General features: G+C 44.6%; 17 protein-coding genes and 1 pseudogene. 8 read left to right on the top strand and 10 right to left on the bottom strand.

Annotation, left to right across the window (positions count from 1 at the left end; genetic code table 11):
- Window positions 1–39: 39 nt before the first annotated feature.
- Both FAM09_RS03985 and dinB read right to left on the bottom strand, forming a co-directional pair.
- Window positions 40–675: a peroxiredoxin gene (locus FAM09_RS03985; RefSeq protein ID WP_136575768.1), complete on the bottom strand. Its 636-nt coding sequence runs from the start codon at window positions 673–675 to the stop codon at window positions 40–42.
- 171 nt (window positions 676–846) lie between these two features.
- Entirely contained in the window at window positions 847–1,992 is a 1,146-nt protein-coding gene (gene dinB / locus FAM09_RS03990) for a DNA polymerase IV (protein ID WP_136575769.1), read from the bottom strand.
- Between the two features lie 314 nt (window positions 1,993–2,306).
- Between dinB and FAM09_RS03995 the strand changes: the two genes are divergently transcribed.
- Window positions 2,307–2,870 (top strand): DinB family protein, encoded by a 564-nt coding sequence (locus tag FAM09_RS03995; protein WP_166437019.1) that lies wholly within the window; start codon window positions 2,307–2,309, stop codon window positions 2,868–2,870.
- On the opposite strand, the gene rimM is transcribed toward FAM09_RS03995, so the two are convergent.
- From rimM to FAM09_RS04015, 5 genes and pseudogenes are all read right to left on the bottom strand, one after another.
- Complete coding sequence (rimM, locus tag FAM09_RS04000; RefSeq protein WP_136576521.1) at window positions 2,867–3,382, bottom strand: ribosome maturation factor RimM; 516 nt, start codon at window positions 3,380–3,382, stop codon at window positions 2,867–2,869. The two genes, FAM09_RS03995 and rimM, sit on opposite strands and share 4 nt — an antisense overlap.
- A gap of 406 nt (window positions 3,383–3,788) precedes the next feature.
- Window positions 3,789–4,013, bottom strand: a complete 225-nt coding sequence (locus tag FAM09_RS31525) for a hypothetical protein (protein WP_394347803.1) — start codon at window positions 4,011–4,013, stop codon at window positions 3,789–3,791.
- Window positions 4,014–4,043: 30 nt separating this feature from the next.
- Window positions 4,044–4,220: pseudogene (gene rpsP, locus FAM09_RS31530) on the bottom strand (30S ribosomal protein S16); the annotation flags it as partial.
- A gap of 275 nt (window positions 4,221–4,495) precedes the next feature.
- A complete protein-coding gene (gene ffh / locus FAM09_RS04010; RefSeq protein WP_136575772.1) occupies window positions 4,496–5,812 on the bottom strand; it encodes a signal recognition particle protein in 1,317 nt (438 codons plus the stop codon).
- 308 nt (window positions 5,813–6,120) lie between these two features.
- Window positions 6,121–6,996, bottom strand: coding sequence for a sigma-70 family RNA polymerase sigma factor (locus tag FAM09_RS04015; RefSeq protein ID WP_208025475.1), 876 nt, complete (start codon window positions 6,994–6,996; stop codon window positions 6,121–6,123).
- 313 nt (window positions 6,997–7,309) lie between these two features.
- Between FAM09_RS04015 and FAM09_RS04020 the strand changes: the two genes are divergently transcribed.
- Entirely contained in the window at window positions 7,310–7,690 is a 381-nt protein-coding gene (locus FAM09_RS04020) for an START-like domain-containing protein (RefSeq protein ID WP_136575773.1), read from the top strand.
- Here the strand turns inward: FAM09_RS04020 and FAM09_RS04025 are convergent.
- Entirely contained in the window at window positions 7,687–8,298 is a 612-nt protein-coding gene (locus FAM09_RS04025; RefSeq protein ID WP_136575774.1) for a hypothetical protein, read from the bottom strand. The genes FAM09_RS04020 and FAM09_RS04025 overlap by 4 nt on opposite strands.
- A gap of 248 nt (window positions 8,299–8,546) precedes the next feature.
- Between FAM09_RS04025 and FAM09_RS04030 the strand changes: the two genes are divergently transcribed.
- From FAM09_RS04030 to trmD, 5 genes are all read left to right on the top strand, one after another.
- The gene (locus FAM09_RS04030) at window positions 8,547–10,007 is read left to right on the top strand and encodes an LptF/LptG family permease (protein ID WP_243751586.1); all 1,461 of its coding nucleotides are present in this window, start codon (window positions 8,547–8,549) and stop codon (window positions 10,005–10,007) included.
- 51 nt (window positions 10,008–10,058) lie between these two features.
- Entirely contained in the window at window positions 10,059–11,042 is a 984-nt protein-coding gene (locus tag FAM09_RS04035; protein WP_136575776.1) for a cation diffusion facilitator family transporter, read from the top strand.
- A gap of 200 nt (window positions 11,043–11,242) precedes the next feature.
- Complete coding sequence (locus FAM09_RS04040) at window positions 11,243–12,604, top strand: dipeptidase (RefSeq protein WP_136575777.1); 1,362 nt, start codon at window positions 11,243–11,245, stop codon at window positions 12,602–12,604.
- Window positions 12,605–12,946: 342 nt separating this feature from the next.
- A complete protein-coding gene (locus tag FAM09_RS04045; RefSeq protein ID WP_166437020.1) occupies window positions 12,947–13,345 on the top strand; it encodes an RNA-binding S4 domain-containing protein in 399 nt (132 codons plus the stop codon).
- A 24-nt stretch (window positions 13,346–13,369) separates the two neighbouring features.
- Complete coding sequence (trmD, locus tag FAM09_RS04050; RefSeq protein ID WP_136575779.1) at window positions 13,370–14,050, top strand: tRNA (guanosine(37)-N1)-methyltransferase TrmD; 681 nt, start codon at window positions 13,370–13,372, stop codon at window positions 14,048–14,050.
- A 384-nt stretch (window positions 14,051–14,434) separates the two neighbouring features.
- Here trmD and FAM09_RS04055 read toward each other — a convergent pair whose 3' ends face one another.
- Window positions 14,435–16,903: a TIM-barrel domain-containing protein gene (locus FAM09_RS04055; protein WP_166437021.1), complete on the bottom strand. Its 2,469-nt coding sequence runs from the start codon at window positions 16,901–16,903 to the stop codon at window positions 14,435–14,437.
- Window positions 16,904–17,048: 145 nt separating this feature from the next.
- Window positions 17,049–17,771 (bottom strand): LolA family protein, encoded by a 723-nt coding sequence (locus tag FAM09_RS04060; protein ID WP_136575781.1) that lies wholly within the window; start codon window positions 17,769–17,771, stop codon window positions 17,049–17,051.
- A 208-nt stretch (window positions 17,772–17,979) separates the two neighbouring features.
- Between FAM09_RS04060 and ade the strand changes: the two genes are divergently transcribed.
- On the top strand, window positions 17,980–19,626 hold the full coding sequence (gene ade / locus FAM09_RS04065; protein WP_136575782.1) for an adenine deaminase: 1,647 nt from the start codon (window positions 17,980–17,982) through the stop codon (window positions 19,624–19,626).
- The last annotated feature ends 44 nt before the right edge of the window (window positions 19,627–19,670 follow it).

Genomic DNA, 19,670 nt, shown 5'->3' on the forward strand with positions numbered 1-19,670 from the left:
GTTAAACGGGATCTTGCTATTATAAAAAATGTATTCAGTTTATATATTCGGCTGAGGCGTATAACGCAGGTAAGGTTTTACCACTTTTACACCTTTAGGGAATTTCTTGATAGCATCATCAGTAGACACGGCAGGAACCACGATCACATCTTCACCATGTTTCCAATCTGCTGGTGTAGCTACGCTGTAATTAGCGGTCAGTTGCAGTGAATCAACCACGCGCAATACTTCGTAAAAGTTTCTTCCGGTAGAAGCAGGATAAGTGATCATCAGCTTAACCTTTTTATCGGGGCCTATCACAAACAGTGAGCGTACTGTAAATGTTTCAGAAGCATTGGGGTGGATCATATCATACAAAGTGGCCACATTCCTGTCTTCATCAGCAATGATCGGGAATCCAACGCTGCAATTTTGGGTTTCGTTAATATCACTTACCCAACCCAGGTGTTTGTCGAGCGGATCAACACTAACAGCCAGCACCTTAACATTGCGTTTAGCAAATTCTTCCTGTAATAAAGCGGTTTTACCTAATTCAGTAGTACAAACAGGTGTATAATCAGCAGGATGAGAAAACAATATTCCCCAGCCATTTCCAAGGTATTCATAGAAGTCAATATCGCCGGCTGTTGTTTTAGCCTGGAAGTTAGGAGCGATGTCGCCTAATCTTAAACTCATATACTTAAGTATTTAAGGTTGAAAAAATAATTGTTATCCTCTTTTGGGGGTACGAAGATACAAATCCCTACTCATAAAGTAGACTGCTGCCTTATTTTTTGTTTTCCGGGTCAAAAATGCCTAGTCAGGACGCGATCGTAGCTATCTGGGAGCTGGCTGTTTCATAAGATATCACAATCCGGTGGCTTTTGTTAAAGAATTTCCGCCGAACCGGTTTTTAACGTCATCGATAGCCTTATAAAGCTCGGTCTTTTTTTCAACATTGCTGAACAAATTCGTCTGCACCGCTTCATCAGTAAGTTCACTCAAACGTACTCCCAGCAATCGCACTGCCTGGCCTTTGCGGTACAGCTTGTTAAACAGGTCTTTAGCCTTGGGAATAAGTTCGTCGTCATAAAAAGTGTAGGCAATGGCGCTTTGGCGGGAAGTAGTTTCGAAATCGGGATAGCGTATTTTTACCGCAATGCATCCGGCCATTTTATTTTCCTGCCTGAGCTCATAGGCCACCCTTTCCGTCATGCCCACCAGTTCGTTCAGCAAACGCTCCGTATCAAGAATATTTTCCTCAAATGTACTTTCTGTGGAAATAGATTTTGCTTCATGATATGGCACTACCTCGCCATGATGAATGCCATGTGCTTTGTTCCAAAGATCACCGCCATACTTGCCAAAGCGGTTTTCGAGCAGTGCAATGGGTTGCAACGCCAGGTGTTCAATGGTTTCTATGCCCAGGTCGCGCAGGGCCTGGTACATGTGCTCGCCCACCCCGGGGATCTTATTCACCTTTAAAGGCGCCAGGAATTCTTTTTCACGCCCGAAAGCAATATGCAGGTAGCCATTCGGTTTGGCCTCGTCGGTAGCGATCTTGGCCACCATTTTATTACCCGCCAGGCCAAATGAAATTGGCAACCCGGTTTTATCAATGATCTCCTGTCGAAGGTCGATGGTCCATTGATAAGGATTGAAATATTTGTCCATCCCTGTTAGATCAAGATAGAACTCGTCGATGGAAGCTTTTTCGAATAACGGTGCTTTGGCAGCAATGATCTCTGTAACCCAGCGCGAATACCGGCTGTACTCGCCCCTGCTGCCACCTACTACGGTCACATGCGGACATAAACGCAAGGCGGTTTTCATGGGCATGGCGGAATGAATGCCGTATTTCCGCGCTTCGTAACTACAAGCGGCTACCACGCCCCGTTCGCGTCCGCCAACAATCAGCGGCTTTCCTTTCAATGCAGGATTGTTCAGGCATTCAACAGAAACGAAGAATGCATCCAGGTCGAAGTGGGCGATTATTTTCTGGGGACTGTTCATTCAATACACAAGTTAGTGAAATTGGTGAATGGTGAGTTGTGTCGTTGCCGGTTACCAGGCTCTAAATTTCAGCATTGCTGCCAATAATCAAGCTGTTCTTGTTTTCAGCCCTGGAAACCGGTAAATGGTAACCGGGAACTCATTGTTTAAGATTATTTTAATTTTATTGAAAATGAATCTCTATTGGAAGAAGGACTTGAACATTTGAAAAAGCATGTTTTCTCAATTAAATCTTGGCCCCCGCCAAGATTTTTGAATTAACCGGCTGGTAGCTTTGTACCTGTAATAAACATACAGCTCTAAACATGTGTTTCATGAAAAAGATCCAGGCATCCGCGTTTCTTGAATCGTTACAAACAGACACCCGCCAAATAATGCTGAGGGTAGCCCGGTTGAAGCAGCTACCGGCCAGCCGGCTGGTACAGCAACCCGGTGAAGGCCGATGGAGTGTTGCTCAGGTTGTTGAACACCTGAACACTTATGGCCGTTATTACTTACCAAAGCTGCAGGAAAGCATCAGCAACGCCAACAGTAAGCCTACGGAATGGTTTGTGCCGGGTTGGCTGGGCGGTTATTTTACCAACAGCATGAAGCCAAAGCCCGATGGAACAATTGGCAATAAAATGAAGGCCTTTAAAGGGCATATTCCACACCCGGAAATAGACCCCATAAAAGTTTTAGATGAATTTGAGCAGCAGGAGGTGCTCTTGCTTCAATTGCTCGATAAAGCGCAGCACGTTAATATCAATCGCATACGTATTCCCGTATCCATCGCCTCGTTCATTAAACTAAAATTGGGCGATACCTTTGGTTTCATTATTGCCCATCATCAAAGACACTTTGTGCAGATAGAAAACATAATCACATTAGCACATTAACTATATATATCCAGCAACCCCTCCGGCAGCTCCACATGCACCTGCTTTTTCTTTTTATCAATTTTCAGCAGGAAGTCTTCATGCACAGGGATCAATGCTTCCTTGCCTTTGTAATCGATGCGGCAAAGGAGCTGGTGCGGCTGTTCAATCACTTCCAGGATTTCGCCCAGGTTGGCGCCCTCATTGATGATATGATAGCCCAGCAGCGCAATAGGAGCCGATTTGGCGGCATATTTTTCAAATTCTTCCTGTGGCAGCCAAACACGCTTTTGCATCAGCCGGTGAGCCGCTTCCCTGGTGTCGATGCCTTCGAATTTCAGGAATAATTCCTCCTCATTTTTGATGCGGGTGCCTTCCACGAAGAACGGCAGCATCTCATCTTTCTTTTCCTCTATAAAAATGGTTTCGAGGCCTTTAAGCGAGGTTTTCTTCCCTAATTGGTGGTGCAACACTATTTCTCCTTTCACCCCGAAAGTGGCCACTATTTTTCCAATGCTGTGATAATTAGTCATAAGCCCGGCAAAGGTAGAGGAATCGATAGACAATAGGCAATGGTGTAACAAGTTGACAAGTTGACGAGTTAGGAAGCAAGGGGTTCAATTGGAAATAACCAATTGGTAACCATGATATAACGTCTCATGCTAGGGTCATGCCAAGGTTATCCTAGGGTCATCCTTGGGTTTAAACCTTAGGATGACCCTAGGATAATACTAAGATAACCTTAAGTTGAACCTGGGATACAGGCTTCATGTAGCCTTGAGAACTATTTAAGATGAGGGCATTGCCAAAAAAAGGCGGCCACCCCCTGAAGGATGACCGCCTTTTGCGGGTTCATGACCGCTTTCTAAAAGAAAAAAATCCCGCCGGGTAAACCGAAACGGGATTTAACAAGTTGACAGCTAGCTATACTGCGTAGGATTATTCTCCTCTGCCTTTTCTTACGGGTGGACCACCCACACCGCCTCTACGGGGTCTTCTATCCCGTGCATTTGTCTCCTGGCGCTTTTTAACCTGAACCTCGTGCTCAGCATGCCACTTCTGGAATTTCTCCATAGCGGTAGCTTCGTCGAATAGACCCAGTTTTACACCACGCAACAAATGTTTCAGGTACAGTACACCTTTGTAAGACAGGATTCTGCGCACAGTATCAGTAGGTTGAGCGCCTTTGTGCAGCCAATCTAAGGCTTTCTGGCGATCTAACTGAATTGTTGCAGGAACTGTAAGAGGGTTGTAAGTACCTAATTTTTGGATAAACTTACCATCACGCGGAGAGCGTGCATCGGCCACTACGATGAAATAAAAAGGTCTCTTTTTAGACCCATGGCGTTGCAGTCTGATTTTAACTGGCATCTTAAATAGAAATTTAAATGCGTGAACAAATAGGGTTACTTTCCATTATAACGATTGCAAAAATAGCAATCGAACTGATTTTTCCAAATTTATAATTCAGATCAATTATCAACAGCTTTATTAGTCTATAATTCCGAATAAAACACATGAAATTAATCCTGAAAATATTGCTAAAAAAACCCTTCAGCGCACAAGGTAACGAATTGGCAGGGTAACCCAATCCAATATGACCTGATTTACTTTTTCAACCTGAAAATTTAATTGTTTCTACTTACTTAGCGCTTCATCCCCATACGCCCCATCGGCATTTTATTCATCATTTTCATCATCTGTTTCATCTGCTCAAACTGCTTCAAAAAGGCGTTCACTTCGTTGAGGTCTTTACCTGAACCTTTGGCAATGCGTTGTTTGCGGCTCATATTTATCAGATCGGGGTCGGTGCGTTCTGCCTGGGTCATAGAGTTGATCATCGCTTCAATTCCCTTAAACGCATCGTCGCTGATATCAATATCCTTGATGGCCTTTCCCACACCCGGTATCATACCCAACAGGTCTTTGATATTACCCATCTTCTTTATTTGTTCCAACTGCTGTTTAAAGTCCTCGAAGTTGAACTGGTTTTTGCGGATCTTCTTTTCCAGCTTGCGGGCTTCCTCTTCATCAAATTGCTGTTGCGCTTTTTCTACCAGGGTGGTAATATCACCCATACCCAAAATACGCTGGGCCATACGTTCGGGGTAGAACACATCGAGCGTATCGAGCTTTTCGCCACTGCTTACAAATTTAATGGGCTTTTGAACTGTGTATTTGATAGAAAGGGCAGCACCACCGCGGGTATCACCATCGAGCTTGGTGAGCACCACACCGGTGAAGTTAAGCCGATCGTTAAACGCTTTTGCCGTGTTCACTGCATCCTGACCGGTCATGGAATCCACAACAAACAGGATCTCCTGCGGATTAACGGCTGATTTAACGTTGGCAACTTCGGTCATCATAGCCTCATCGATGGCCAAACGGCCGGCAGTATCGATGATCACTACGTTTTTATTTTTACTGCGGGCTTCCCTGATGGCATTGGTAGCAATCTGCACCGCATTCTTATTCTCGGGTTCGCTGTATACATCTACCTGGATCTGTTCGCCCAGCACTTTTAACTGGTCAATGGCCGCAGGGCGATAAATATCGGCCGCTACGAGCATAGGCGAAAGCCGGCTTCTTGTTTTGAGGAAATTGGCCAGTTTGGCGCTGAAGGTGGTTTTACCAGACCCCTGGAGGCCGGCAATTAAAATAACGGCGGGATTGCCTTTGGCGTTGAAATCGCTTTCACTGCCGCCCATCAGTTCGGCCAGTTCGTCTTTCACGATCTTCACCATTAACTGGCCGGGACTTACAGCAGTTAACACTTTATTTCCCAGCGCCTTATCCTTTACTTTATCGGTAAATTCCTTGGCTATTTTATAGTTCACGTCGGCATCTACGAGGGCGCGACGGATATCTTTTACTGTGGCAGCAATATTGAGTTCGGTAATACGGCCTTCACCCTTTATCTGTTTAAAGGCTGACTCGAGCCGGTCGGTAAGATTTTCAAACATTGGTTCCTGTTTTATCTACAGTCCTTAAATTCTGATGGTTTGATGATTTTATTGCTTGATGGTTATGGTTTCCGCTATTCGTTCAGGTTGCCAATTATCAGAGCGCCAGCCAGTTCAACAACCAAACCATCGAACCATTAAGCCATCTAACAATCAATCGCTCGAACAATCAAGCCATTCAGCCATCAATTTGATAAAAACAAAAAAGTGAATATATCATAAGTTATATTCACTTTATGGACTGCAAATTTACAGGAAGTAAATTTTGTTTGTGTAAAGTTTCTTTTGCCGGCTATAAAATTTTAAAGTTAAACGCCCAAAAATCCCCGCAGGGCCTTTGAACGCGAATTGGTGCGCAGTTTGGTTATTGCCTTGTCTTTGATCTGGCGAACCCGTTCGCGGGTGAGATTAAATTTTTCTCCGATATCCTCCAGGCTCATGGGATGATCGACACCTAAACCAAAGAAATAGCATATCACTTCTTTTTGACGCTCGGTGAGCATTTTCATAGAGCGCTCAATTTCCTGCTTAAGCGACTCTTTGTGCTCGATGTTTGTTTCTGCCCGTTCAGCATTGTGATTTTCCAACACATCTATCAGGGTATTGTCTTCCCCTTCAGACAGTGGCGTGTCCATGCTAACGTGCCGGGCTGCAATGCCCAGGGTAGCTGATACCTCATCGGTTTCCAGCTCCAGCAGTTCGGCCAGTTCTTCGGGCGAGGGTTCACGTTCAAACTCCTGTTCCAGTTGCGAAAATGCTTTCTGGATCTTGTTTGTTAACCCTACTTTGTTCAATGGAAGCCTAACAATACGCGATTGTTCGGCTAATGCCTGAAGAATGCTTTGGCGGATCCACCACACGGCGTAAGAAATGAATTTAAAACCACGGGTTTCATCAAAACGCTGCGCTGCTTTAATGAGACCCAAATTACCCTCATTGATGAGGTCTGGTAAAGAAAGGCCTTGATTCTGATACTGCTTGGCTACGGATACGACGAACCTTAAATTCGCTTTCGTTAGTTTGTCAAGGGCTGCCTGGTTTCCTTGCTTGATCAAACCCGCGAGTTTCACTTCTTCTTCGGGACTGATCAATTCAACTTTTCCGATCTCCTGCAAGTATTTTTCAAGGCTCTGAGATTCACGATTCGTAATTGATTTCGTGATCTTGAGCTGCCGCATACTCATAGGTAGGTCATTTTAAAGGGTTTTTTAGGTTTTTAAGTGGTCAATGGTCTAGAAAAAACGAAATACCTGTCCTATTTGTTATATGAACAAGCATTTTGTTCTTAAAAAACTATTCACCTAATATAGCCAAGTTTCCTATTTTCATCAAAAATATTCGTAAACTGCTGGTTGTCAGACCTATGAATTTTTTTTACTTATTTATTCATTTTTAGCGCTTTTTCACCTATTTATTCAAAAAAAAATTTTGAGGGTAGCATTATTTTTCTATAATTGCACCATTGGTACTTGCAAAAAAGATCAATACAAGGGTTAGATGAGTAAGAAACACATATTTACGTTAGAGTATCCGGTAAGATGTTCTCCTTCCATTTTATACGAATTCTTAAGTACGCCTGCAGGATTGCAGGAGTGGTTTGCTGATAAAGTAGACGAACGAGATAGCGTTTTTAGTTTTTCCTGGAATGGAACTACAGACAAAGCCGAGGTAATGGAAAGCGAAGAAGAAAAGTTTATCAGGTTTCATTGGTTGCACGCACCCAAAGAAGAATATTTTGAATTCAGAATTGAGAAATCAGAAGTAACGAATCAGACCATCCTTGTGATCAAAGATTTTGCAGAAAAAGGGGAAATTAAAGATCAGAGTCAATTGTGGGCTTACCAGGTAAAAGACCTGTTTCACCGGCTCGGTAATTAATGACCGATGGATGTAATGATTGTTTCGTGCAGATCAAGTAATAATTCTTTCGAGTGATTCCATTGCGGAAGTGAAATTTTGGCGGATAGCTTGCAGAAATCGTTAGCCAGCAGAATTTTTTCTACAGCAGATGAATTCAACTGGGTGAGAGGCGTGTAATTGTCTTCTTCAAATTCATGCCGCCATTCTTCTCCACTTATACATACATAAAATTGCTGTGCTGCCAGTAATGGTAAGTTGTTAATCAGCTTTTGCTGGTATTGTTTTTTGTACTGTCCCTTCAAATGCAGGGTAACGCTAAAAAAATGCCCCCACCAGAACATAGTGCGAATGGCAAATGTATCTTCCCGGCTAAATAAGCGCGGATAATCGAGCATTACATACGGTAACCCCTTATAATTCTCTCCTTTTGATATTTTCGGCGAAGGGACCAGCACCTCCTCCAGCAATAACCGGGGTTTTGCGGCAATATGATCGCGCATTTGGTGGGCGATATCGCCAAATAGAGCAAAAACTTTTTCTATAATTGTATTCTTTGTTAAAAGCCAGCCGGCATTTTGAACCAGCGATAATTCCTCTGCTGAAAGCTGTATTTTTGCGGCGTTCATTGTATAAAATTAAGGCAACGAGGCATTAGAAAAGGCAACAAGGCATCGAGGCATAAAGGCAACGGGGAACTGGGAATGAGGAATTGGGAATTGGCATACTGTTACAAGTTAAAGGTTTCAAGGTACCGGCTTCAAGTTATTGGTTTTGCCTGCAGCTTGAAGCGTGCAGCTTGCGGCCTGCAGCTATTAAAAATAAGTAAACAGAATAAGAACTAAAGCCTGTGATAAAAAAATTAGACATACTGGTTTTGCGATCATTCATCGGACCTTTTATCGCAACCTTCTTCCTTACCCTGTTTGTACTGATCCTACAGTTCTTCTGGCTGTGGATCGACGATTTTGTAGGCAAGGGCATTGACGTTATTACCATGCTGCGCCTCGTTGTTTACCTGAGCGCCACACTGGTTCCATTGGCCTTGCCACTGGCCATTTTGTTATCCTCCATCATGACCTTCGGCAACCTGGGCGAAACCTTTGAACTGGTAGCCATTAAATCGGCCGGTATCGGATTATTGCGCTTCATGCTTCCACTTACCGTAGTAGCGATGTTATTATCGGCTCTGGCATTCCTGTTCAATAATTATGTAATTCCGGTTGCCAACCTGAAAATGAAAACCCTGCATTACGACCTGGTAAATAAAAAACCGGCCTTCGATCTCAAAGAAGGCGTATTCTATACCACCATTCCCGATTACGCTATCAAAGTTTCGAAAAAAGAAAATGACTCCATTTTACACAATGTGATCATTTATGAAACCAGCACCGGACCGCAGGATAATATCGTAGCGGCAGAAAAAGGCATTATGCGCATTTCGGCCGATAAACGTTTTCTTGAATTTACGCTCTTCAATGGCTGGCGCTATGAAGAACGCGGCAACCGTTATGCCAACAACACCGATTTCATCAGGCTGGGTTTTAAAGAATATAAAAAAATATTGGACCTGAGCTCACTGATGTTGGCCCGCACTTCAGACAGTACCTACAAAGACCGTTACGAAATGTTAAGCACCCGGCAGTTGAGCAGGAACATCGATTCTTTGCAAAGAATGCTTGACAAATTCAAAGAACGCGACCGGCAGGACCTACAAGGCTACATGGGTTTCTCAAAATACCTCGATACCGGCTGGATGGATGTAAAAGCGCCGCCAATAAAAAAAGGAAAATCATTTATTGATCAATTGCCCGACAGTTTAAAAATGTCGAAGACAGATAATGCGCCTACAGCAGTAAAACTATCGGTGGTTGACCAAAGTATTTCCTTCGCCAACTCTTCAAAATCTACCATCGAAGGCCCCTCATGGGATTATGATGGCAAAAGAAAAGAGCTGCGCCTGAGCATGATGACCTACCATGAAAAGATCACTATGTCAATTGCCGTGCTGGTCTTGTTCCTCATAGGCGCGCCGCTGGGTTCTATTGTACGCAAAGGAGGAATAGGTACGCCCGTGGTATTCGCCGTAATATTCTTCGTTATCTTTTTCCTGCTGAACAACTTTGGGAAAAAGTTCGTGAAGGAAGATGTGTTGCAACCGGCCGCCGGTATGTGGCTGGCCACTGCCGTGCTAATGCCTATTGCCATTTTCCTGATCATTAAAGCCCTGAACGATTCACAATTATTTAATAAAGAATTTTACTTCCGGTTTTACAGAGCCATCAAAAAGCTGGTTGGCAGGAATAAAGTGGCGAAAGAACAACCGCAGGTTAGTTAGGATTTTTTTGTTATGGCTTATGGTTTGTAGTTTAGCACTAACGAACTAAGAATGAACTCAGGCAGGGAAAATCTTCGCATACAGAAATGGGTGGTAACGGTTGCCGTACTGCTGTTCATCATTAAAATGGTGGCATTTTGGGTGACCCACTCTGTAGCCATCTTAACCGATGCGCTGGAAAGCACCGTAAATGTAGTGGCCGGGTTCATTGGGTTGTACAGTTTGTATGTGGCCGCCAAACCCCGCGATGAAAACCACCCGTACGGTCATGGGAAAGCGGAGTTTTTATCAGCTGCTGTTGAAGGAACGCTCATCATTGTAGCCGCACTGGTCATCATTTACGAATCAATTATTCATTTCATTTATCCCCGCGAGCTGCAACAACTCGACCGCGGTATCATACTCGTAGCCATAACAGCCCTTATCAATTTTGTAGTTGGGTTTATCAGCATTCGTAACGGAAAGAAAAACAATTCCCTTGCCCTGGTGGCCAGCGGCAAACATTTGCAATCAGACACCTACTCTACCCTGGGAATAATTCTTGGCCTGGTACTGATACGATTCACGAAAATGGCGTGGCTCGATAGTGTGACCGCCATTGTTTTTGCCTTTATCATTATGCATACCGGTTACCATATTTTGCGGCATTCCCTCGCCGGTATTATGGATGAAGCCGATAAAGAACTGTTGCAAAAAATGCTGGCCGTACTCAATGCCAATCGCCGCTCCAACTGGATCGACCTGCACAACCTGCGTGTGATCAAGTATGGCGGACAGTATCATATTGACTGTCACCTTACCGTGCCCTGGTACCTGAACGTGGTGGAAGCGCATAAAGAAGTGGAAGAACTGGGAAGGCTTATTAAAAAAGAATTTGGGACGGTGTTTGAACTGTTCGTGCATACCGATGCCTGCCTTGATTTTTCCTGCAGTATTTGCACTAAAAGCGAATGCACGGTGCGCAAACGCCCCTTTGAAAAACAGGTAGAATGGACGCTGGAGAATGTGTTGAAGGATAAAAAGCATAGCTTGTAAGAAGCGAGTAGCTAGTAGCTAGTGGCTAGTAGGAAGAAAAATAGTAGGTACGATTTGGGAATAAAGTGAAGCAAGCGATTAGTTATGAGTTTCGAATAAAAGCCCTACTAGCTACTTACTACTTACCACTAGCCGTTTTAAAAAACCTATATTCGCTTTCAATTCACTATTAAACTTATTACTCAAATAAACACATGATTATGCAAGCCTGGAAAGATTACCAGGAGAAGAACAAAGATCGCTTCCTGGATGAATTACTGGAATTATTACGCATTCCTTCTGTGAGCGCCAACAGCGACCACAAGGCGGATATGAGAAAATGCGCGGAAAAAGTACAAGAACGGCTGCTCGAGGCCGGCGCAGGTACAGCGCGGGTATACGAAACAGCAGGGCACCCTGTAGTATACGCCGAAAGGATCGTTGATCCTTCCAAACCAACCGTACTGGTATACGGCCATTATGATGTACAACCACCCGACCCGTTGAATCTTTGGCACAGCGGTCCGTTTGAACCGGTGATCAAAGAAGGTCGCATTTATGCCCGCGGTTCTGCCGATGATAAAGGGCAGTTCTATATGCATGTGAAAGCCCTGGAAATATTAACAAAAACCAATTCGCTCGGGAACAACATCAAGTTTTTGATAGAAGGAGAAGAAGAAGTGGGCTCACCAAACCTCGCCGCCTTTGTAGCAGCCCACCAGGAGCTGCTGAAATGCGATGTGATCCTTATTAGCGACAGTTCTATGATCAGCATGGATACACCATCCATTGATATTGGGGTGCGCGGACTGGCTTATATACAGGTTGAGGTAACAGGCGCCAATCGCGACCTGCACAGTGGCGTGTACGGTGGTGCGGTAGCCAATCCCATTACAATTCTGGCAAAAATGATCGCATCCTGCCACGATGCCAACAATCATATCACCATTCCCGGTTTTTATGATGATGTGGTAGAATCTACAGCAGCGGAAAGAAAATTAATGGCGGAAGCGCCTTACGATGAAGCGGAATACAAAAATGATCTAGGCGTAAAAGAACTTTGGGGAGAAAAAGGATATACCACCAATGAACGCACCGGCATTCGCCCTACCCTCGAAATAAACGGTATCTGGGGTGGTTATACCGGCGAAGGCGCCAAAACCGTATTACCATCAAAAGCCTATGCTAAAATATCGGCCCGGTTGGTTCCTAACCAGTCATCTGAAAAAATAACAGAAATGTTATTGCAGCATTTCAGAAAGATAGCCCCGGCCGGTGTTGCGGTAGAAGCGTATAACCTGCACGGTGGGGAACCTTACATGACGCCTATTGATTCAAAAGCTTACCAGGCGGCGGCGCAGGCCATCGAGACCACGTTTGGCAAAAAACCTATTCCTGTACGTGGTGGTGGCAGTATTCCCATTTGTTCTATTCTTGAAAAAGAACTGGGCGTAAAGATCGTGTTCATGGGCTTTGGGTTAGACAGCGACAACCTGCATTCGCCCAATGAAAAATTTGACCTGGTAAATTTTTATAAAGGCATTGAGACCATTCCATATTTCCATAAGTATTTTTCAAGCTAGTGGTAAGAAGCTAGTGGCTAGTGGGGTTTAATTCGGAACTCGCTATTAATAAAGCACTCAGAATTTCCCACTAGCTACTCGCTACTTGCCTTTCCTTGTATTTCAAACCTAGCTACTTGCCACTTCTCACTTGCCTTTCTTGTATTTCCCACTAGCTACTTGCCACTTCCCACTTGCCTTCCTTGTATTTCCCACTAGCTACTCGCCACTTCTCATTTGCCTTCCTTGTATTTCCCACTAGCTACTCGCCACTTCCCACTTGCCTTTCTTGCTATTCACCAGTGACCTTTGACCATTCACCATCATTTTTTTAACTTTGAGATAAGTTGAAAATGGTGAATTATGAGCAACACTGAAAAATCAGATAAACTTCGACTCGATAAATACCTGTGGTCCATTCGCCTGTTTAAAACGCGCTCAATGGCTGCAACCGCCTGCGATAGTGGCAAAGTAAAATTCGATGGCACACAGGCCAAGGCGGCCAAACAGGTGCACGTAGGCGATGAATATGATGTGAGAACGGAAGGCCGCCTCTGGCGGATAAAAGTCACCGGTCTTTTGCACAACCGCATGGCCTATTCCGAAGCCATCAAATATTATAGTGATATTACCCCTGCCGAAGAACTGGAACGCCTTCAATTGCAGCGTCAGGCATCGAGCTTCCATACCGGTAAACGCCTCAGTAAAGTTGGCCGGCCTACCAAGAAAGAACGTAGAGATCTGGACGAATTTATGGAATAAGCTCCATCATCCTATCTTTGCGCCATGCGTATTGACATTATCACCGTTTTGCCCGAATTACTGGAAAGCCCTTTTTCCCATTCTATCATGAAAAGAGCCCGTGACAAGGGTTTGCTTGAGGTGCACGTGCATCATTTGCGGCAGTGGGCAGTGAATGAATATGGACAGGTTGATGACTACCAATATGGCGGCGGCGCCGGCATGGTAATGATGTGTGAGCCCCTGGCCAATGCCATTGAAACATTGTCGAAGGACCGGAAATACGATGAGATCATTTTTATGACGCCCGATGGCGAACGGTTTAACCAGTCGATAGCCAACCAACTGTCGCTGAAAGAAAACATGATCATCATTTGCGGTCACTACAAAGGCATCGATGAACGCATCCGCGAGCATTTTGTAACAAAGGAAATATCAATTGGCGATTATGTTTTAAGTGGCGGCGAACTCGCAGCCGCTATTGTTGTTGATGCTGTAGGCCGGTTATTACCCGGCGTGCTGAACGATGAAACCTCTGCCCTCATGGATTCCTTCCAGGATAACCTGTTAGCCCCACCAGTATATACCCGCCCCTCCGATTTCAGAGGCTGGAAAGTACCTGATATTTTACTCAGCGGTGATCCTAAAAAAGTAGATGACTGGCGGTATGAACAATCCCTGCAACGCACCAAAGACAGACGACCCGATCTGTTAGATAAGCATTAAACATTACCGTGGCTTAAACAAATACTTTGTTCGTTCCCAGCTTGCCGGGATGGTCAGGCGGAGGCTAAAAAAAAAGCGATCCGACCAAAAGGTCAAATCGCTACAAGTAACAGGATAGTAAACTATGCTATCAAAAATATGAGCAGGTAAATTACCAACTGCATAACGAGTGCAAAGACGATTGTCTTTTTCATAAGGGTGGATTTACGCCTATACAAATGCATGCCGCGTGCCAAAGTGAAATTATTTGCATAGGAGTTCTACGTACCGTAATTAACCCGCCCGCACTGATGCTGACTATCAATTATTTTAGTAATATTAATTTTTCAACAACACGGACCGGGACGCCACTTTTTCATTTCTCCGTTTCTTATTCTTCGTTTTTTATTTCAAAGTGATCTCCACCTTCACCGGCTTTCCGTTAAATTCTACCGATACAAATTCATTGGTTAGCTGCTGAAACTGATTTTTTTGTTTGCCAATACTTTCAGCGCCTAATGGTTTCCCATTAACCAACACTTGCTGACCTGCTGCCAGCGCAACGGGCAATTCAAAATTGAACTTGCGTTTGAATTTCTTCCCGTACTGATTGGGATTATTGGTCGTAATATCGATGGTTACTTTATTACCTGCAGTAACACCTTTAAAAGTTACCAGCTCGTAATCGGCCTTCTCCAGCGTTCGGGTACTGATGCCATCATCATCATACCAAACATACGTTGTAGCGTTGGCAGAAGGATAGTAACGGATGGTTATGTCTTTTGAGTTGTAGCTCCCGGTTGATTTGATGGTATCTTTCGTGATCCATAAAGGAACAAAGCTGCCTTCTTTTACAAACACCGGTATTTGTTTTATATCAGCCGGCTGGTTGATAAATTTACCACCATCTGTAACCGAATTATTGGCCAGGCTATACCATTTACCAGCAGGTAAATACAACATCCGGGCCGTTGCGCCCTGGGTGGTTACCGGAGCTACCAGTAAATTATCGCCCCAATAATATTCTTCTTCGGCTCTTAAAGCGTTGCTGTCTGCAAAATTATAATAATACAAAGGACGCATCAACGGCTTGCCCAACACGGCCTGATCATAGCTTAAGGAATAATTGTACGGCAATAGCTGGTAACGCAGGTTGATATAATTGCGAACAATGCTTTTATACGGCTCCTCAATAAAGCAGGGTTCAGAGGGAATGCTTTTGGTGCCGGGATCAAGATCTTCCAACGCCGTGCCATGCGGACGAAACACCGGCGTAAAAGCAGCAAACTGCAGCCAGCGCGTATACAGCTCCGGGTCAGCCTGATCAGCTTTGGCAAAACCGCCGGCATCGGAATGAATGTAGGGCAACCCGCACAGGCTCATTCCTAATAAAACCAATGGTTGTGACTTCAAGCCGCTCCAACTACGGGCCACATCGCCCGTCCAGGGAATTACGCCGTATCGCTGGCTGCCGGCAAACCCCGACCGGTTCAATAAGAACAACCGCTGGTCGCTAACTTCAGAACTATACTTTTCAAAAAACATTTTACTAAAGTAATGTCCATATACGTTATGTACCTCATCGGCGCCCATAGCACGGGCAACGCCATAATCTTTCAGATTGTGCATCATGCCTGCAGGATGCTTTTCGGGTTCTGCCAGATCGAGCCACCAACCGCTTACGCCATTGCCAACCTGCTTTTTATAATACTTCCAGATCCAGTCCTGCGATTGCTTGCGGAAAATATCAACCAGTCCACCGGTGCCGAAATAAAGATCAGGGATCATCATGGCGCTGCCATCGGCCCCGGTAGCCAGGAAAGGGGTGGCTTCGGCATACGTTTTCGTATTCTGCAAAATATAAGGCTCTGTGATCAGTACCGATTTTAAATTATCCTTTGTTTTAAAATCAGTGAGCATTTGTTTGGGGTTAGGCCATTTTTGCATGTTCACCCAATCAAGGTTGCCCAGTGTTCCTTTAATGTTATCGCCAAACCAAAACAGGTCAAACACCAATCCATCCATAGGAAACTGGTCCTTTTTCATTTTGTCAACCACCTGCGTCACCTGTTCTTCGCTGCGATAGCCAAACCGTGATACAAAATTGCCGAATGCCCAACGGGGTGGCAATGGCTGACGACCGGTGATGGCGGTATAATTACTCAGCATTTCATCAATGCTTTTTCCAAATACAACATAGTAAGTTAGTTCGCCGCTGGTAAAACCAACCTCAAGCACATTCTTATCGGCCTGACCAATATCAACATAGCCTTTTGAAGGATTATCAAAGAATAAAGCATAGCCGGCGGAAGAAATAAATACCGGCACAGAAAAGTTCAGGTTTTCGGCGCCCAGTCCATAACCATAAGAAGGGCTGTTATATAAATTGAAGTGATATCCCCGGCGGTTCATCGGTAATGCGCGTTCGCCGCCGCCAAAGATCTGCTCATCATTAAAAAGCTGGAAGCGGAAGCCCCGCGCATCGCCCTGCGTAAAATAAGTAGCGGATTTTACTTTTACTTCTTTTCCAATTTTATAATAGAGTTTTTCGCGCTGAACAACTACGCTTGTCAGGTTGTCCCATTCAACGGTTTGCGAAACAGCATTCGTTATTTTCGTATTAATGGAAGGTGGTTTGGCAATAACGGCATCAGATATTTGTTCGGTCTTGCTGTAGTCGGAAGGTTTGTAAGTGGTTTTAATAACGGCATTGTTAAAACCCTGGAACGTCCAGGCGCCTTCTTTTGCTTTGTAAACTACTTCCGTGGTCTTACTAACGAGCGGATCTTTACCAACTGTATTAATGATAACCTGTTGGGCATGCACCGTAACAAATACAACCAACAAAATAATGCTGCAAATACTTCTTTTCATAATTGCCATATTGCCAGATTAAAGCATCAAATTAAAGAAACAACCGTTACCGGCAAACTAACCACAAAAAAATTGCCACGGCGCCCTTATACAAAGGGAACCGTGGCAACAATAATATTATTGCGTTTAGAAAAAGTTAAAGTTATTACTTCGGCATATCGAATAACTTCATATCCATTTCTTTATTGATCTCGATCTTTTTGCTGGTAACATTCAGCGTTAAACCCTGCGGCAGGGATACTTCCGTATTGGAAGGAACCACAAAACCATACTCTGTTTTCTTATAGTTCGAAAAAGCCACACTGGTTTCCATATCCATTCCGTTCACATGGGCTTTTACAGTGCTTTTTAACACGTAATACGTTGAAGGATCTATCCAGTAAATGCTCTCGGTTCCATCCTTACCTTTTAATTTCAGTTTGAAGGTAGTTTTGCCATTAACCGAATCCTTGCCCAACAGTTCAACAGTATTGCCTTTGGCAGCGTAGTTAAATAAAGGACCACCTACATCCAGTTGGCCCTGGCTCATTTTAACCTGGTCGGCGGGCATTGCTTCCGGTGCGGTTTGTCCCATCATCGGGTTTTGGGCCCAACCACCTTTATCGGTAATACACTGAATGATCTTCTGACCACCGAAATCTACTTCATTCTTGTATGCCTTGCCGTTCATCAACCAGGTAATACCCGAAACCTGCTGGCCCATTACTTCCATATCGTATTCGGTGTACACGGTTTTAATTGTCGACAATTTGTCTTTACCACCCAGGGCCTCAATATGTTTATTGATTATTTCATCGGCGGTTTGCGCATGCACAGAAACTACAGACAGCACACTGGCTGCCATCAAAGCTACTCTAAGGGATCTCATTTTTTGACTTTTTGATTGGTAAAATGGTTATTAAAAATCGGCCGTTCCTAAATTTAAAGCCCGTCCGGCCGGTCATTGAGGCGGGCGGTGCGGAATCAATAAAATTAGTGCGTTATCGCCTTAAAATATTACAAATGGGCCATATCTTTTTAATTTAATATTGTGGGCGGAGAGACTCATAAAATCCGCATTCCAACAAACAGAAAATATGCAATTCACCATAAAGGGCAAACTCGCAGACACATGGCAGAAAAAAATATACACTGCTGCTATAACCGTGGTTAATGGGAAAATAGAATCCATTACGCCAATAGAAGATGAAGGAGAGACGCAGCCCTATATTATTCCTGGTTTTATCGACAGCCATGTGCATATTGAAAGCTCCATGCTGGTGCCACGCCAGTTTGCCCGGTTGGCTGTAGTGCATGGCACGGTGGCTACGATCAGCGATCCGCATGAAATTGCGAATGTGTGTGGAATGAAGGGGGTTGAATACATGATCGAAAATGGTAAAACAGTTCCTTTCAAATTTTTCTTTGGCGCACCGAGCTGTGTACCCGCCACGGGTTTTGAAACCGCAGGCGCTACCCTCGATACGGATGAGGTAGCCGCCCTGTTGCAGAAAGAAGAAATTCCCTATTTAAGCGAAATGATGAATTTCCCGGGTGTGTTGTACAACGATGCGGTGGTAATGAAAAAAATACAGGCGGCCCGGCAAGCCGGGAAACCCATTGATGGGCATGCGCCGGGATTACGAGGGGAACAGGCCCGCTTGTACATTGAAGCAGGAGAGCCAGGGAAAGTGATCATCAGCACCGACCACGAATGTTTCACCCGCGAGGAGGCTCTGGATAAATTGCAGTACGGCATGAAGATCATTATTCGCGAAGGAAGTGCCGCCCGCAATTTCGAAGCATTGATCGACCTGCTGAACGACTATCCGCAACACATACTCTTTGGCAGTGATGATAAACACCCCGATAGCCTGGTAGCCGGTCACATTAACCAGCTTTGCGCACGGGCAGTTGCCAAAGGCATCGATGTGTTCAGTGTATTGCAGGCCGCTTGCGTAAACCCTGTTTTACATTACAAGCTTCCGGTTGGCTTGCTACGCACCGGCGATGCGGCTGATTTTATTGTAACCAATGATCTGGATCAGTTCCAGGTGTTGCAAACCTACATTAACGGCGAGTTGGTAGCGGAGAATGGGAAATCCCGTATAGCCTCGCAAACTTCTGGCAACATCAATAATTTCAATTGCAAGATAAAGGCTTCATCCGATTTCCATATACCCTGGAAAGGGGAACAGGAAATACCGGTCATTGAGGCGCTCGACGGTCAGTTGATCACCAATAAATTGATGTTGCCGCCCAGGATCAGGGAAGATTATATGGTGAGCGATACGGACAGGGATATCCTAAAAATAGTAGTGGTGAACCGGTATGCCAATGCGGTTGTAGCCAGGTCTTTTATAAAGAATACCGGATTAAAACAAGGCGCCATTGCGTCGTCTGTAGCCCACGATAGTCACAATATTGTGGCGGTAGGCGTAGATGATGAAAGCCTTTGCAAAGCTGTAAACCTGGTAATTGAACAACAGGGTGGCGTAAGTTGTGTGGGGCCGCAGGCTTCCCTCGTTTTGCCGTTGCCCGTTGCCGGACTAATGAGCGCCGAAGACGGGTACGAAGTAGCCAATGCCTATACGGCCATTGACGCCATGGCCAAATCGCAGGGGTCTACCCTCTCCGCGCCTTTTATGACCCTGTCGTTTATGGCATTGCTGGTTATTCCGCATTTGAAATTAAGCGACCTGGGACTTTTTGATGGAGATGAGTTTAAGTTGATGCAGTCTTAGTATTTAAACCGGCTAAACCTTCTGCAACCGCCTGCATTTCTACC

This window comes from Niastella caeni, from assembly GCF_004834005.1.
GTDB classification, from domain to species: Bacteria; Bacteroidota; Bacteroidia; order Chitinophagales; family Chitinophagaceae; genus Niastella; species Niastella caeni.

Excerpts from the sequence above, each read along its gene's own strand:
- FAM09_RS04035 (WP_136575776.1), top strand. The coding sequence starts at position 10,059 with ATGAACTCAGGCAGGGAAAATCTTCGCATACAGAAATGGGTGGTAACG.
- dinB (WP_136575769.1), bottom strand. The coding sequence starts at position 1,992 with ATGAACAGTCCCCAGAAAATAATCGCCCACTTCGACCTGGATGCATTC.
- FAM09_RS04060 (WP_136575781.1), bottom strand. The coding sequence starts at position 17,771 with ATGAGATCCCTTAGAGTAGCTTTGATGGCAGCCAGTGTGCTGTCTGTA.
- trmD (WP_136575779.1), top strand. The coding sequence starts at position 13,370 with ATGCGTATTGACATTATCACCGTTTTGCCCGAATTACTGGAAAGCCCT.
- FAM09_RS04045 (WP_166437020.1), top strand. The coding sequence starts at position 12,947 with ATGAGCAACACTGAAAAATCAGATAAACTTCGACTCGATAAATACCTG.
- ade (WP_136575782.1), top strand. The coding sequence starts at position 17,980 with ATGCAATTCACCATAAAGGGCAAACTCGCAGACACATGGCAGAAAAAA.
- FAM09_RS03985 (WP_136575768.1), bottom strand. The coding sequence starts at position 675 with ATGAGTTTAAGATTAGGCGACATCGCTCCTAACTTCCAGGCTAAAACA.
- ffh (WP_136575772.1), bottom strand. The coding sequence starts at position 5,812 with ATGTTTGAAAATCTTACCGACCGGCTCGAGTCAGCCTTTAAACAGATA.
- FAM09_RS04015 (WP_208025475.1), bottom strand. The coding sequence starts at position 6,996 with ATGAGTATGCGGCAGCTCAAGATCACGAAATCAATTACGAATCGTGAA.
- FAM09_RS03995 (WP_166437019.1), top strand. The coding sequence starts at position 2,307 with ATGAAAAAGATCCAGGCATCCGCGTTTCTTGAATCGTTACAAACAGAC.
- FAM09_RS04020 (WP_136575773.1), top strand. The coding sequence starts at position 7,310 with ATGAGTAAGAAACACATATTTACGTTAGAGTATCCGGTAAGATGTTCT.
- rimM (WP_136576521.1), bottom strand. The coding sequence starts at position 3,382 with ATGACTAATTATCACAGCATTGGAAAAATAGTGGCCACTTTCGGGGTG.
- FAM09_RS04040 (WP_136575777.1), top strand. The coding sequence starts at position 11,243 with ATGCAAGCCTGGAAAGATTACCAGGAGAAGAACAAAGATCGCTTCCTG.
- FAM09_RS04055 (WP_166437021.1), bottom strand. The coding sequence starts at position 16,903 with ATGAAAAGAAGTATTTGCAGCATTATTTTGTTGGTTGTATTTGTTACG.
- FAM09_RS04025 (WP_136575774.1), bottom strand. The coding sequence starts at position 8,298 with ATGAACGCCGCAAAAATACAGCTTTCAGCAGAGGAATTATCGCTGGTT.